Source organism: Mariniradius saccharolyticus AK6 (assembly GCF_000330725.2).
Taxonomy (GTDB): Bacteria; Bacteroidota; Bacteroidia; order Cytophagales; family Cyclobacteriaceae; genus Mariniradius; species Mariniradius saccharolyticus.
Map to the genome: position 1 here is coordinate 96409 of NZ_AMZY02000010.1, position 14530 is coordinate 110938.

The 14530-nt window shown below is 47.5% G+C and carries 11 protein-coding genes and 1 other RNA gene; 4 read left to right on the forward strand and 8 right to left on the reverse strand.

Going from position 1 to position 14530, the window contains the following annotated elements; translation table 11 throughout:
• The first annotated feature begins 19 nt into the window (after positions 1-19).
• Genes C943_RS09675 through C943_RS09685 form a run of 3 tightly spaced genes read left to right on the forward strand, consistent with a single transcriptional unit; the run spans position 20 to position 5642 of the window.
• Entirely contained in the window at positions 20-2740 is a 2721-nt protein-coding gene (locus tag C943_RS09675) for a PSD1 and planctomycete cytochrome C domain-containing protein (RefSeq protein ID WP_008627125.1), read from the forward strand.
• A 2-nt stretch (positions 2741-2742) separates the two neighbouring features.
• Complete coding sequence (locus C943_RS09680) at positions 2743-4251, forward strand: DUF1501 domain-containing protein (protein ID WP_008627126.1); 1509 nt, start codon at positions 2743-2745, stop codon at positions 4249-4251.
• Positions 4251-5642 (forward strand): c-type cytochrome domain-containing protein, encoded by a 1392-nt coding sequence (locus C943_RS09685; protein ID WP_040479996.1) that lies wholly within the window; start codon positions 4251-4253, stop codon positions 5640-5642. The genes C943_RS09680 and C943_RS09685 overlap by 1 nt, the downstream gene beginning before the upstream one ends.
• Before the next feature lie 415 nt (positions 5643-6057).
• Here C943_RS09685 and C943_RS09695 read toward each other — a convergent pair whose 3' ends face one another.
• The 8 genes from C943_RS09695 to C943_RS09730 all read right to left on the reverse strand — a co-directional run bounded on the left by C943_RS09695 (position 6058) and on the right by C943_RS09730 (position 13782).
• Positions 6058-6585: a class I SAM-dependent methyltransferase gene (locus C943_RS09695; protein WP_211208880.1), complete on the reverse strand. Its 528-nt coding sequence runs from the start codon at positions 6583-6585 to the stop codon at positions 6058-6060.
• 194 nt (positions 6586-6779) lie between these two features.
• Positions 6780-7541, reverse strand: a complete 762-nt coding sequence (locus C943_RS09700; protein WP_008627131.1) for a DUF2071 domain-containing protein — start codon at positions 7539-7541, stop codon at positions 6780-6782.
• A gap of 8 nt (positions 7542-7549) precedes the next feature.
• Positions 7550-7942, reverse strand: a complete 393-nt coding sequence (locus tag C943_RS09705) for a DoxX-like family protein (protein WP_051069569.1) — start codon at positions 7940-7942, stop codon at positions 7550-7552.
• 103 nt (positions 7943-8045) lie between these two features.
• On the reverse strand, positions 8046-8393 hold the full coding sequence (locus tag C943_RS09710) for an ArsC/Spx/MgsR family protein (RefSeq protein ID WP_008627136.1): 348 nt from the start codon (positions 8391-8393) through the stop codon (positions 8046-8048).
• 279 nt (positions 8394-8672) lie between these two features.
• Positions 8673-10100, reverse strand: coding sequence for an AAA family ATPase (locus C943_RS09715; RefSeq protein ID WP_008627138.1), 1428 nt, complete (start codon positions 10098-10100; stop codon positions 8673-8675).
• 174 nt (positions 10101-10274) lie between these two features.
• Positions 10275-11570, reverse strand: a complete 1296-nt coding sequence (gene hemL / locus C943_RS09720; protein ID WP_008627139.1) for a glutamate-1-semialdehyde 2,1-aminomutase — start codon at positions 11568-11570, stop codon at positions 10275-10277.
• Positions 11571-11577: 7 nt separating this feature from the next.
• The gene (locus C943_RS09725; RefSeq protein ID WP_008627140.1) at positions 11578-13251 is read right to left on the reverse strand and encodes an ABC transporter substrate-binding protein; all 1674 of its coding nucleotides are present in this window, start codon (positions 13249-13251) and stop codon (positions 11578-11580) included.
• A gap of 150 nt (positions 13252-13401) precedes the next feature.
• On the reverse strand, positions 13402-13782 hold the full coding sequence (locus C943_RS09730) for a hypothetical protein (protein ID WP_234862361.1): 381 nt from the start codon (positions 13780-13782) through the stop codon (positions 13402-13404).
• Positions 13783-14075: 293 nt separating this feature from the next.
• On the opposite strand from C943_RS09730, the gene ssrA reads away from it, so the two are divergent.
• Positions 14076-14480: a transfer-messenger RNA gene (gene ssrA / locus C943_RS21720) on the forward strand.
• The last annotated feature ends 50 nt before the right edge of the window (positions 14481-14530 follow it).

Here is a 14530-nt window from a genome sequence, read left to right on the forward strand (position 1 = left end):
CCGAAATAGCGTCAATTACATGTTTCCCAAAGGATTACCTGTTTTTATCACCCTTGCCTTTCTTTTCCTTGTCGGATTGATCATTTGGCTTTGGCCCGAAGACCGTGTTAACTTCAGTACGGAAGTAAAGCCAATCCTGAACAAGCATTGCATTTCCTGCCATGGCGGTGTCAAAAAAAACGGTGGCTTCAGCGTACTGTTTGAGGAGGAAGCATTAGCCCCGACCGAATCAGGGATACCGGCCATTATCCCCGGCAGTCCCAACCAAAGCAACCTCATCAAGCGGCTCCATGAAACCGATCCCGAGTTACGGATGCCTTACCAAAAACCCCCGCTTTCTGAACAGGAAATTGAAATCCTGAGGAAATGGATCAAGCAAGGCGCAAAATGGGGAGATCATTGGGCCTATGAAAAAGTAGCAAAACCAGAAGTACCGAATCGTCCACAATGGAAAGAGGGGATCAAAGCATCTACCTTGGATGCCTTTGTACTGGAAAAACTGGAGGAAAATGGACTTCAGTCCTCCGCTCCAGAATCCAAAGGTCGGTTGCTGAGAAGGCTTTCTTTGGATATCACAGGCTTGCCACCCTCCGAAGGCCTCGCCAAGGAATGGAAAACCGGGCAAGTGGATTTGGATCAAGTCGTTGACACGCTGCTTTCTGACAAGGCTTTTGGCGAAAAATGGGCAAGCTGGTGGTTGGATTTGGCGCGCTACGCAGATACCAAAGGCTATGAGCGGGATGTGTCACGGACTATGTGGCCTTACAGGGATTGGGTGATCGACGCACTGAATGCGGATATGCCCTTTGACCAATTTACCATCGAACAGCTAGCCGGGGATCTTCTGCCCCAGCCGAGCGACACACAATTGAAAGCCACAGCCTTTCATCGAAACACCATGAACAACGATGAGGGCGGAACCCAGGATGAGGAATTCCGGGTAGCTGCCGTGCTGGACAGGGTCAACACAACCTTTGAAGTCTGGCAAAGTACCACCATGGCCTGTGTGCAATGCCACAGCCATCCCTACGACCCAATCCGGCACGAGGAATATTTTCAAGCGGCGGCATTTTTCAACAATTCCAGGGACGAAGATACCCACGATGAGGAACCCAAGCTGCGCATGTATGAAGCCACTGATTTGGCTGAAATCGAAACCATCAAAAATTGGGTCAAGGACTTTGGCAAAAAGGAAGATGTTAGGTTCTACGGTGATTTCCTCAGATTCCAGGAGCCCAAATACCATGCGCATCTCTGTGAGGACTTTGACAAGGCCGAGCTGATCGATACCAAATGGCTGGGCCTTTGGCCTGGCGGGTCAACATATCTGAGAAATGTTTATACAGGCAGCTCCGACCTTTTGCTGCTGAATTATTGGGCGGATGTGGACGGAACCAAGATGAGTATCCGTGAAGACGGTCCAGACGGGCGGGTCCTCAGCCAATTTGTCATCAACAAAACCAATGGTCGAGTGACGCGGGCGATACCCTTTTTACCCGTAGATGGAAAGGTTGACCTTTTCATTTCGGCCGAAAATCCAAGAGCCAAAGCCCAACAAAACACCTCAGCGATCGTATGGTTTGCCTTCGTCCCCTCTCTTCCCGGAAAAGACAAACCGGGACACGCCGGTATGCAGGAGAAGTTTATCAGCCTGCTCAACCAAAAACCGCTCTCACTACCGATCATGGGTGAAAACCCAAGCTTCATGCAGCGGGAGACAAGGGTATTTGAAAGGGGAAATTGGTTGCTGCTTGGCGAAAAAGTAGAGCCGAAGACTCCGGCAGCCCTGAACCCTTGGCAAGAAAAATGGCCCAGAAACAGACTTGGATTGGCCTATTGGCTGACGGACAAAGAGAACCCCTTAACTGCACGCACGGTCGTCAACCGGGTTTGGCAGCAGCTGTTTGGTCGGGGCTTGGTCAACACCTTGGAGGACATGGGTACCCAATCTGATACGCCATCGCACCAGGAGTTGTTGGATTATTTGGCTTGGCAACTGATGTACGAATATGATTGGAGCCTCAAAAAGCTGATCCGGGAAATCGTGCTTTCGAACACCTATCGACAAAGCTCACAAATCACACCGGCAATCCTTGCCGCAGACCCGGAAAACCGCTGGTATGCCCGAGGACCGAGGATAAGGCTTAGCGCCGAACAGATACGCGATCAGGCTCTGGCAAGTACCGGTTTGCTGAGCAGGAAAATGTATGGTCCGCCAGTCATGCCTGAGCAGCCTGAGGGCGTTTGGCAGACGGTCTATAACGGTGAATCCTGGACAACGAGCGAAGGCGAAGACAGGTACCGACGCGCAGTCTACACCCTGCTGAAAAGGACAAGCCCCTACCCTTCCTTCATCAGCTTCGATGCCGGTAGCAGGGAGGTCTGCCTCAGCAAACGCATCGTCACCAACACACCGCTTCAGGCGCTCGTCACCCTCAACGACCCGGTCTACATCGATGCGGCGCGAGAGATAGCAAAAAAAATGCATACACTCAGTGAGAAACCCCAGGAAGCGATCGCGTCAATGTATGGATCGATGATGCTGGAAGAAATCCCACCTGCAAAACTCCAAGCTTTGACAAAGTTGTACGAACAGGCATTGGAAAACTATCGCCAGAAACCCGAAATGGCCATTGAGTTGATTTCCCAGTCGGAGCAAAAAAATAAAAATACACTTGCCGCTTATGTGGTGGTAGCCAATGCCCTGTTGAACCTGGATGAATTCCTAACTAAACCCTGATTATGCTAGGACTTGAGAGACTATTAAAAGAACTCCAGCACCGCCAATTGGAAGAGCAGACGAGGCGGCACTTTCTCCTCGAATGTGTCAGCAAAATGGGTGGATTGGCACTGGCGCCGCTGCTATTCTCCTGTGAATCAAATCCCAAAATACCCGCGACTCAGCAGGTTGCCTTGAGTCAGCGCACCCTCAATCCCCTTTCCCCCCAGCCTCCACCGCACTTGCCCAAGGCGAAGTCGATCATCTACCTCCACATGGCAGGATCGCCTTCACAGCTAGAATTGTTTGATTTCAAACCTGAATTGGTGAAATACGATGGAAAAGCCTGCCCAGAGTCGCTGTTGGAAGGGAGAAAATTCGCCTTTATCCGCGGTGTCCCCAATCTTTTGGGGCCCCAGTCCAGTTTCCGGCAACACGGTGAATCCGGCGCATGGGTGTCAGATTACCTGCCTCATTTTTCCAAAGTTGTGGACGAAGTAGCATTTCTCAAAGCCGTCCATACCGACCAATTCAACCATGGCCCCGCCCAACTTTTCATGCATACCGGTAGTCCGCGTCTCGGAAGGCCAAGCCTCGGGAGTTGGGTGACCTATGGCCTCGGAACAGAAAACCAAAACCTGCCGGGCTTTGTCGTGTTGACCTCGGGCGGAAAAACCCCCGATGCAGGCAAAAGTGTCTGGGGCTCAGGATTCCTTCCTTCTGTCTACCAAGGTGTACAATGCCGCTCCAAGGGAGACCCTGTGCTTTACTTGCAGGATCCAAAAGGGATCTCAAGGGATTTGAAACAAAACATCATCAGTGCCATCAATGATGTCAATAAATTGGAATATGAGCAGTACGGAGATCCTGAGACACTGGCCCGGATCAATCAATACGAAATGGCCTATCGGATGCAGATCGAAGTCCCCGAAGTGATGAATATCAACGATGAGCCCGCATACATCCACGAACTCTACGGCACCAAGCCAGGTGAGGAAGCATTTGCGAACAACTGCTTATTGGCCAGAAAGCTCGTCGAAAAAGGCGTCCGCTTTGTCCAACTTTTCGATTGGGGATGGGACAGCCACGGCACGGATCATTCGACGGCGATCGACTTGGGCTTCAGAAACAAATGCAATGAGATCGACCGCCCGATTGCAGCGCTGTTGATGGATTTGAAGCAAAGGGGAATGCTCGAGGATACGCTGGTCGTCTGGGGCGGGGAGTTTGGCCGCACGCCGATGCAGGAAAACCGGGAGGGAAAAACGATGGGCTACAAAGGCCGCGATCACCACGTGGAAGCTTTCACCATGTGGATGGCCGGAGGCGGGATCAAAAACGGCAGCTCCTTTGGCGAGACCGACGAATTGGGTTTCGGTGCGGTCAGCGGCAAGGTCTCCGTGCACGATATCCATGCCACCATCCTCCAACTGATGGGATTCAACCATGAGCAATTCACCTATGATTTCCAAGGGAGACCGTTCAGGTTGACAGATGTAGAAGGCCATATCATCCAAGAAATCCTGGCTTGATGGCAATACTCGCGCTTATAGAACTACTGGGTAGAATGCACCCCCTATTGGTACACCTACCGATAGGGTTCCTTATTTTTGGGATTTTCCTAATTTTCTATTCCAAAAAAGAAAATGACTTACTCCCGGCCGTACGCCTTGCGGTGATACTTGGGCTATTGGCGGCTATTGCGTCCGCGATAAGCGGCTGGCTGCTCTACCAATCGGAAGGGTTCGCGTTTGAGACTGTCCGTGGGCATTTGATAGCTGGTGTGATCACCAGTATTCTTTCAGGTTGGCTACTTTGGGTATCCCACCGAAGGACAGCCATCGACCGCAGCATCAAATGGATATCCGCCGCCTTGGGAATCGCGTTGCTGATCACAGGCCATCTTGGCGGCAACCTGACACATGGAGACGATTACCTGGTGGAGGTTCTTCCAGAACCGGTTCAATCGTGGTTTGGATATGAACCAGAAGCCCCCAAACCCATTGCCTTGGATCCCGATCAATGGCAGGAGGCCTTGGTCTATGAAGATCTCGTGATGCCCATTCTCCAGCAAAACTGTGTAAGTTGCCACAGTCCCAAAAACAAAAAAGGTGGCTTGATGCTGACTTCCATCGAGGCAATCCAGCAGGGAGGGGAAAACGGGCCTGTTTTGACAAAAGAGAATCCACTTGAAAGTCCGCTGATCGCCCGCATGCTTTTGCCTTTGGACCACGAGGACCACATGCCTCCAAAAGAAAAACGGCAGCCGGAGAAGGCCCACATCGAATTGGTGAAGGCCTGGATCGCTGCCGGAGCGGACTTTTCAAAAACGCTTGGAGCCGCAGGAATCGAAAAAAACTTGCTTGTCCCATTTTTCAAAAAAGAATCTATTCCCGACTTTCCCATCACGGACCTCGCCCCTATCCCGGTGGATAGCCTGAAAGTTTTTGCCGAAAAGGGAATCCTTGTCGAACCCATCAGCCTCGACAACAGCTTACTCAAGGTATCCTGTATCAACTTTTCTGCTTTCACCGATGCTGATTGGGAAATGCTGAAAGGCATCAGTTCCCACGTCGCTTGGCTGGACCTCAGCGGGACAGCGGTAAGCGACAGCCTGATGGTACATGTTGCTGGACTTCCCAACCTCACCGTCCTCAAACTCAGCAACACTGCCCTGCGGGGTATCCTTTTGGAAAAACTGAATGCAAATACCAACCTCAAGCGGCTCTACCTCAATCAAACGGAAGTCGACTGGAATACTTTGGAAGTATTGAAAACCCATCCCAGGCTCATGGGATTATTCGCCTACAACACACCCGCTTCCAAGAGCGAAACACCCGATTGGGCGAAAAAATGGGGAATCAAACTGGAGACAGGCGGCTATCAGTTACCTGTGGTGGAGACAGAGAAGGTGGTTTATTGAATTCATCATTGACTTTTCTAAACGCATTACGCTGTTTCAGTTTAACGCAGTCCAGAGAAAAACCACTCCCATATACGTCCAAAACAATGAAAAAAGGATGTGAACAATCGTTTCAAAGGTCTTCCCTTTCCATAGTTTGGGTGAATAGACAAATAGCTGGACAAATAACCTGATCGTCCAAAAAACACCCAAGCCGAAGCAGATGTGCTTTCCGAGTTTTGTACCGATCAGATCCGCATAGGACGTAATGCATAATACCCCCATTGCAAATACCGTGAACGCGATGAAAAACGTATGCACTTGTACCATTTGGCGATTAATCAGCGTCAATGAATTGAGCTGCTCTTTCCAATTGAAATAACGCGGAAAAATTATGTGGACAAGCGCTAATGACGCCAAAAGGTACCCAATGATTCTAAAGTGAATCTCCATTTTTTCCCAAAACAAACGTCGTGATGAAAGGTGTTGTTTTTTGTTCCTTAATGATCTTCAGATTTGCCGCAACAAAGGAATTCAGCCATTGCCTGCGCGAAAAAAAGTGAAAAAAACCTATCGTGTAGGCTGCGAAGTTGAAAAGATCCCTCAGATGCTCTGTCACATAGATTCGACAATCTGAATTTGCTACCCGATTGATTTCCCGAAAAAACACAGCCCTTTCACGCGCATCTCTAATTTCGTGGGCGGATAAAGTCAAAAAAATAAAATCAAAGCTACTATTACCGAATGGAAGCTTTTCGGTTTCAACGTTGATTGTTCTTGGATCCGGTGGAAATGCTTTTCGGGCACGTTTGATTGATACTTCGGTATGTTTTCTGGGATCATAAAAATCACAAATTGTAAGGCAAGAATTTGGAGCCTTTGTTCGGATGATATGACTCGTTTCATCAAAACCTGCATTTATATTTAAGATACGGCAAGGCCTAGTATCATCGAACCAGGTCATTTGGTAAAGATCAGACCGATCATAGATATAATGTGACACGACAAGAGAAACCAAAATTGAAAACCCTGAAAACAACGCGAGCCAAAAGAAAACATCTTGAAATTGAGTCGGAAAAATCTCTGTAAAGATTGTCAGTACGACAATCAAAGAACCAGCGATCAAATAAAAGTGCCAATTGAAAAGAACAATGTTGCTTAGACCTTGAAATCTGTTTCGGTTTGTGGCCATTGTTCAATTCTTCCCTTTTTCCAAATGTAAGGTATATTTTTCACCTCAAATGCATTCGCAAGGAGTGAATTTTTAAGCCTTAGTTCCTCAAAAAAACCCACCCGAACCCCTTGAACTGATATTGGTTGAGGTTGCCAGTTCTCACGCATGCCCTCAATGATCAGGACTTGTTTTCTCTTTTCATCAAAGCTGAAAGTGAACGGCAGCGGACCTGCAAACCTACGGGCTTCCTTCCAATCGGAAAACGGTGAACCCTCGGGCAAAGCGGGTTGAATCCGCTTTGTATCGATCGTCAATTCTATCCCCGAACGAACTGAAATGATATTCATTAAACCACCTTCGTGGGTTATATTGATGTCGGTAGTGGAATATTTGTAATGTGTGAAAACATTTCCGAGAAATTGCATCTTGAGCTTATCTGTTTCTGATTTTAGGATGTACAAGCCCCTCAACCGCTTTCCCGACCGAGATTCATATCTGACAAACACCCGGTACCCAATTAGGAAAAAATCATTTCCAAGAAACTTTGGAAAACCCTTTGGCCTCAGATTCTTGGTTTGGACCATCGCCACCGCAACGAATCCCCATTTGTCTTGAAAGGTGTCGAGTTCCAAACATTCCGGTATCAAATCGGCAAGCAAATCTTTTGGAACTGCAAAAGACAAAACAATAGAACTTTCAAAAAAGGCTTCGATTTCGAATGGATGATTTTTTAGAAAGTCTATCATTTGGTCAACTATTTCTCGCCGTTGTTTAACACAAACTCATTGTAGTACACCAACCCGATGAACAAGAGCGCAAACAAGGCATTATACCTTCCCCAAAGCAACAAATCAGGAACAAGCACAAACTCTAGAATATTCATGATTGCGACCAAAAACATCTGAATGATAGCATTCAGCCTTGATCTAAACCTGGTCAAGACCCAAAACGCCATGATGGTTTCAGAAACTCCAATCAAATGGGTCAAAAGAGGAGCATTCGAATCTCCCAATATTCTGCCTACGATCTGCTCATGCCTGGGGACAAGGCCGAGCACTTTACAAAAAAATCCATTCACCAGCCACACAAATGAAATTGCGGCTGTCAACAGATGATCTCTGAGCTTTGTGCCTTGTCGAGGTGCCATAAAACCTTGCCTTCAAATCTTACTCCCCAGATTACTTCTTTCCGACCATTGACGGCGTTACCTTTTCGCAGATCACCGCAACTCCTCAATAAAGCAACTCCGATCATTTGACTTTTTCCATGAGCCCATCAAGCCCCGCCACGACACTTCCATCTGGGAACAAAGCGATCGGCCGTTTGATCATGCTGCTTTTCTGGAGGAGTATCGGAAGTCCGGTGGATGGACTATCCATCAAGGCCTTTTCCGCATCCGAAAGCTGGCGAAAGGTGCTTCCTTTGCGGTTAACGAGCGTATCGTAGCCCAGCTTTTCCGCAAAGCTCGACAGTAAAGCGCTATCTGGCGCATTCTTTTTGTAATCCATCAACTCGTACGCGATCCCCTTTTCTTCCAGCAATTGAAAGGCTCTCTTCATGGTATCGCAGTTTTTGATGCCGTAGATTTTGAGTGACATGGTTATGGGTGAAATTTCCTAGAGAATATGTTTTTCAATTCTTGAGGCTTCCTTTTTTTCGAAATCGCTTTCAAAAATCAGAAACCTCAACTCGCTAAATCGTTACCAATTTGGCAAGAAATATCTATCTATTAGTCAAAAAGGTCGGGTTCCTCATGAAAATTATCCGATTTTAAATGACACAACATCCTACTTTGGTATAAAAATCCTTACGGTGCCAACCTCCAGACTACGGCTGAAAGTCTGCTTGTCAAACTGTTTGGCCTTCGAATACCACTATCATATCCCTACAAACAAATCATCCATCGTCACTTCACTCTGCACCAGCAGGTTACTGTAAGTGTTGCGATGAAGGCCATAGGTACTGACAAAGGTGAAATGGACTGCTTTCCGCGTTTTGGAGATTTCTTTAAACGTGGAGATCTTGGCCCGCAACTGGTCTGCGTATTCCTTGGTAATGCTAAAGGTATCGAGGTGATACTTGCATTCGCACACTGTAATCACATGGTCCCGACGGTCAATCAGGAGATCGATCTGGGCGCCTTTGCCTTCCATCGTGCCTCGCCAGGCAGCATGCTCCGCCTGGATACCGCTGATACCCAGAGCCTTTTTGATCTGTGGAACATGGTCGAGACAAATCTGCTCAAAGGTGAATCCTTGCCATGCCCGGTGACTGGGCTGATCGATGAGCTGTAGCCAGTCGGTGCTTTGGGGCTCTTGCAGAAAATGGAAATAAAATGCAGTGAAATAATCCGACAACCTGTAAAGGGTATTTTTTTGTTTCCTGTCCAAGGAAGGATAGGAAGTGATAAAGCCGCTCTCTTCCAAATCCTCCAAGACTTTGCTCAGCGTTCCGCCAGACTGGATTCCCGAGACCTTGATGATTTCACTCCGGGACATGCCGTATGTTTTGCTCGAAATTGCCTCCACCACATTTTCATAGACTTCATGCCGCTTGAAGAGTGCTCTGTACAGGTTGTGAAACTCATTGCGAAGCAGACCACTCTTTTCAAAAAAGAGACTTTGAATCGTTTGGGCAGCACTTCTTCCAGGCTCCACGGCACTCAGGTAATAGGGAATTCCACCCATACACATGTAGAGTTGGGTAATTTGGTACCGGTCGAGTTGGCAGTTATTTGACTGCAATAGTTCCTCCGCTTCGCTGAGGGTAAAGGGCTCGATCTTCATCTGGGCAGTCACGCGGTTGTGAAGGCCTCCCGTGCTGTTGATGACTTCGGTCAGCATCCAAGAAGCTGCCGACCCGCAGACAATCAGCAAAACGTCCTGCCTGTGTGTAGCCCAAGCATTCCAAAAATGCTCCAAAGCCATCAAAAAATCAGACCCGTGGGTTTGCATCCAAGGAAGTTCATCTATGAAAATGACTAGTTTGCCATCTTTCTTTTTGTCTTCCAGATAGGACCTTATCCGCTGAAATGCCTCCAACCAATTGGCGGAGGGCTTATCAAAAAACAAGGGAGACTGCCTGTTCATCTCCGAATCGAAGTTGAATAACTGCTGCTCTGTAGTCGCATTGGCCAATCCACTGATAAAAAAATCAAATTGGTATTCGAAAAATTCCTTGATAAGAAAGGTCTTTCCGACCCTTCTCCGGCCATAGACAGCCAAGAATTCGGATTTCTTGCTCTCCAGCAATTTCCTCAGTCTATCCTGAGGAGCTCTTCTTCCAATCAGGTGCTTGCTTCGCATACGTGAACTATTTGCAGCCAAAACTTACACAAATAAACAATTTTTGGCTGATAAAAATATATTTATCAGCCCGAATTGAATACTTTTATTCACTTTTGGCTGCAAAAATTCATTTTTGATTCAAAAAAAGAGGGAACAGATCCCCCTTTTTTATCAATCTGTTCAAAAGACTTACTATCTACCCATCACCTCTATGATCGACTCCCCATGCGCTGTTACGATTTTTCCAACCAAGTCCTCAGTCAGCGCAGTGGACAAAAACAGGGATTCGTATTGGGATGGCGCAAGGTAGATCCCACGGCTCAGCATGGCCTGGAAATATCTTCCGAAAAGCGCAGTATCTGATTTCTTGGCAGTCTCGAAGTCGTATACCTCTTGATCCGTGAAAAACAAAGTATACATACTTCCCAACTGATTGATGGTGAAGTTCAGACCCAACTCATCCAAGACCGATCTAAAGCCAGTCACCAGACTATCTCCGATCGCATTGAGCTGCGAAAAAACCTCCGGATGGCTGTCCAAATGCCGCAGCATCGCCAATCCGGCTGCCATCGCAATCGGATTCCCGGACAAAGTTCCTGCTTGGTAAACCGGTCCAGAAGGTGAAACAAAGTCCATGATTTCCTTTTTTCCTCCATAGGCACCGACAGGCATCCCGCCTCCGATGATTTTGCCCAGCGTGGTCATGTCGGGAGTGACACCAAAAAGCTCCTGTGCTCCGCCCTTTGCCAGTCTGAATCCTGTCATCACCTCGTCAAAAATCAACACAATGCCTTCGCGGTCGCAGATCTTCCGGAGTCCTTCCAAATAGCCGGGTTTTGGCAATACCAGGCCCATATTGCCGGGAACTGGCTCAAGGATGATGGCGGCGATTTCATTTGGGTTTGCGGCAACAAGACTTTCAATAGCTTCAAGGCTATTGTAGGGAGCGAGCAGGGTGTCTTTTGCCGTGCCGACGGTCACGCCAGGGGAATCCGGATTGCCCATGGTAATGGCGCCGCTCCCTGCTGAGATCAGGAAAGAATCCCCATGGCCATGGTAGTGGCCTTCCATCTTGATGAACTTGTCCCTTCCGGTAAATCCGCGCGCGACACGAATGGCCGACATCGTGGCTTCTGTACCTGAATTGACCATCCGGACTTTTTCGACCGAAGGCACCATCGAAATGATCAGCTCCGCAATCTCCACCTCCCGGGCCGTGGGAGCACCAAATGATGTCCCGTTCTCCAATGCCCTCACGATCGCCTCGCGGATCATCGGATGGTTGTGGCCGAGGATCATCGGGCCCCAACTGTTGATCAACTCAATGTAGGCGTTGTCATCCTCGTCATAGATGAAGGCACCATCGGCCCGCTTGATGAAAAGCGGGTCTCCGCCAACGGCCCTAAAAGCGCGAACGGGAGAATTGACTCCTCCCGGTATGAATTGTTTTGCCTTTTCAAAAAGGGCCTTACTCCTGTCTTTTCGCATTTGAAATTTATTTTTCTACAAGCACGCCGTTCTCGAGAAATAAAACTGGAACGTAGCTATTGTTGTTGCTTTGATTGAAATCTGACCCATATAAAATCCTTCCGTTTTGGAATCCGCGCTGGTCAAGATTTTTCCTAAAGTCAAAACCTTTGCTTGGACCGATGGTCTCGGTTACCCAATACAATAACTCGTATCCAAGGTAGGCATTGGCGGGTGGTTGGCTAAGGAACCTTTCCTGAAAACTAGTCCTGAACTTTTCAAGGTTTGGGTTGGAAAAATCCACTGCATTGTTGCCGATGAAATGAAAGATTTGGTTTTCTAGCATTTCATAGCTGGCAAAATTGAAATACAGCCAACTGTCCATCACCAAAATCGGGGTTTGGATGTTCTTCGCCTCCATAAATCCAAAGGTACTTTGGGCCAAATTGGGATCATCTGAAAGGATCATTACGAGATCCACATCGGCCCTCTCCCCATTGCGAAGTCGAACTTTGTCAAAAAAACCGTTAATTGTTCTTGGATTGACTTGCTCGGCGACGGCAATACGATAACCTTTTTTGTTTGCAATCTCCTCGACTCGTTTGGCAAGTTGCTCGTCTCTTGTGGCATTGGAATAGGCAATTGCAATCCGTTTTCCGGCAATATTGCCACCTGCAAATTCCATGACTCTCCCTGCAATGGATGCCACAGAGGGCCTAAACAAATATGCAAATTCCAATCCCTCGATTTTGTCATCCACATTTGAAAGCGGATTGACAAATGGAATGTCATTTTTCTCCGCAAACTGTGCCACCAATTCGGTCTCTTCAGGATAAATGGGTCCAATAATCAGATCCGCATCCGTCACGAAACTGTCTGCCAAAACTAATCTCAACCTGTTTAAATCGCGTTGGGTATCATAGCTTCTCAAGTTGATTTTGTAGCCCACTTGTTTCAATTCATCTAAGGCAAGCCTAAGTCCTTGGTAAAACTCAAGCACAAAATTCCCCGATCCAAGGCTTGCAATGTCTGTGACACCGGCATAATTGAAGGGTAAAATGATCGCAATATCCAAAGTTTGGGGATTTTTTGTGGTAGGTATATTGCCTGGGCCCGATGAACTGCTTAGCTGTTGCAAAACCCTGCGCTCGTCGGCAGAAAGGATCGACTGTTTTTCAAGTTGGCCTTTCATTGCAAGTCGATAGCCTTGGTTTTTTTGGAATTTGCTGAAGTTGGCAACCAAAAAACTAACCGAGGCATTCTCAAGGTATTTCAAACTTGCCTTTTCTGCCTCTGCGTAAATCTTGGTATCCTTGATGTTTTCTATTTCTGTCAGAGCGGCCTGAAAGTTGCCATCTTTGAAGTGAATCAGCGCCAAAAGATACCTGACATCGTCTTTTTGTTGCCAGGAAGCATCCTGGGCCAATGGCATGAGGACGGATTTTGCCAATTCATTTTGATTGTTCTGGAATGCCGCCCGTGCAAAGTGATAATTGGCGTACTTGGATAGCGCTCCGTAGTCTCCCTCCATGTAGGGCCTAAGTAGATTCATGGCGTCATTGTAATTGCCATAGCTGATCAATGTTTTTGCCCTTTTGTAGGAGGCAAGCTGGTCTTGACCGAAACTATAGCTGGAAAAAATCGAGAAAGACAGGATCAACAGGAAACTGACCTTTAGGGGGGATATTTTCAAGTGGTTCATTGTTTCTTCCTACCAAAATTGGTTCCGAAATTACAGGATTTTTGGCCAAATGAAAAAGAAAGACATACAGGTAAGGGTACTTCGCCCCTCCAAAAGCACGCGATATTGACCAAAAAGTGACCTTGAGGAGTTGCAAACAAATCTCTCCTGTTAGGAAGTCATTCGGTTTTTGCGGGTAAGATTTTTTATAAAATCCACTTTCCTAAACCGCAGCGCTGACCAATCCGCATCAATGGCAATCTGTCTCACGCCTTCGAAACCGTTTTGCCCCAAGACTTCCCAACCCGTATCCCGGTTGATACTGGCTTTATACTTCTTCGAAGTACCCTTTGGATAGGCCATCCAAAAAACCTGGTCATTTTGGATATTGTCCTTGATCTGCGAAAAATTGCGGGCGATTCCCTCTGCAGTAGTCGCGAAAGAAATGAAAAAATCAGCGGCTGCGGGCTTCTCGACCACAATGCCTAGATTTGTCCATTGCATGGCTGTGGGAAGGAACTCCGATGGTATCTCCGCCATGAAAATTTTCATTCCTTCTTTGAAGTTTAGTTTGCTGAGTAGTTCGGTCATAAATCCAGATCTTTAAAAGCGAGTCTTGACACAAAAAAGGCTTGTTTAAAACACTCCCATTCCTAAAAATAGGGCTTTTTTTCCTTTCAAAACTCAACCTCAGTAAGAAATTCAATTTGGAAAAACATCGCCAAGAGACACCGCCGACGGCTTCTTCTACAAATCGAACATGCTTCCCCCATTGCGATCCAAAGATGACAAAGGTCTGTTTTGGGAACTAATTTGGGTCTATCTTTGTTACCACGTTACAATTTGGGGCTGACCGGTTTTGACAGTAGGTGTGAAGATTGGGCCCGCATGCAGGCTGAAGTATGTACGGCCTTGAAAGATTCATACGAACACAACTGGCGAAACTTCTTACGCCATGGCTGCCTAATCTCTCCTTCACTTGGATGAGACCGGCTTAAAGGGTTGAGTACCGATAGGCGCTCCCCGGCCACATCCCGCTACCTGTTGCGCTGTCCGGGTGGACTTGGGGTGTCGACTAGACAGCGATGCTCCCTGCGAGGCTGCTAGGCAGGGCTAAGACAAGCGGCTAAGCCAAACATAGGTGTGTCACCCAGCAGTGTTTTGGTCGAAAACCCAACCGGTGACTAAGCATGTAGACGGTACAGTGTTTCCCTATCTGGACGCGGGTTCGACTCCCGCCAGCTCCACAAAAAAAATTCCCCCACCCTAACTCCTTCAAATAGGGTGGAGGATTTGGTAA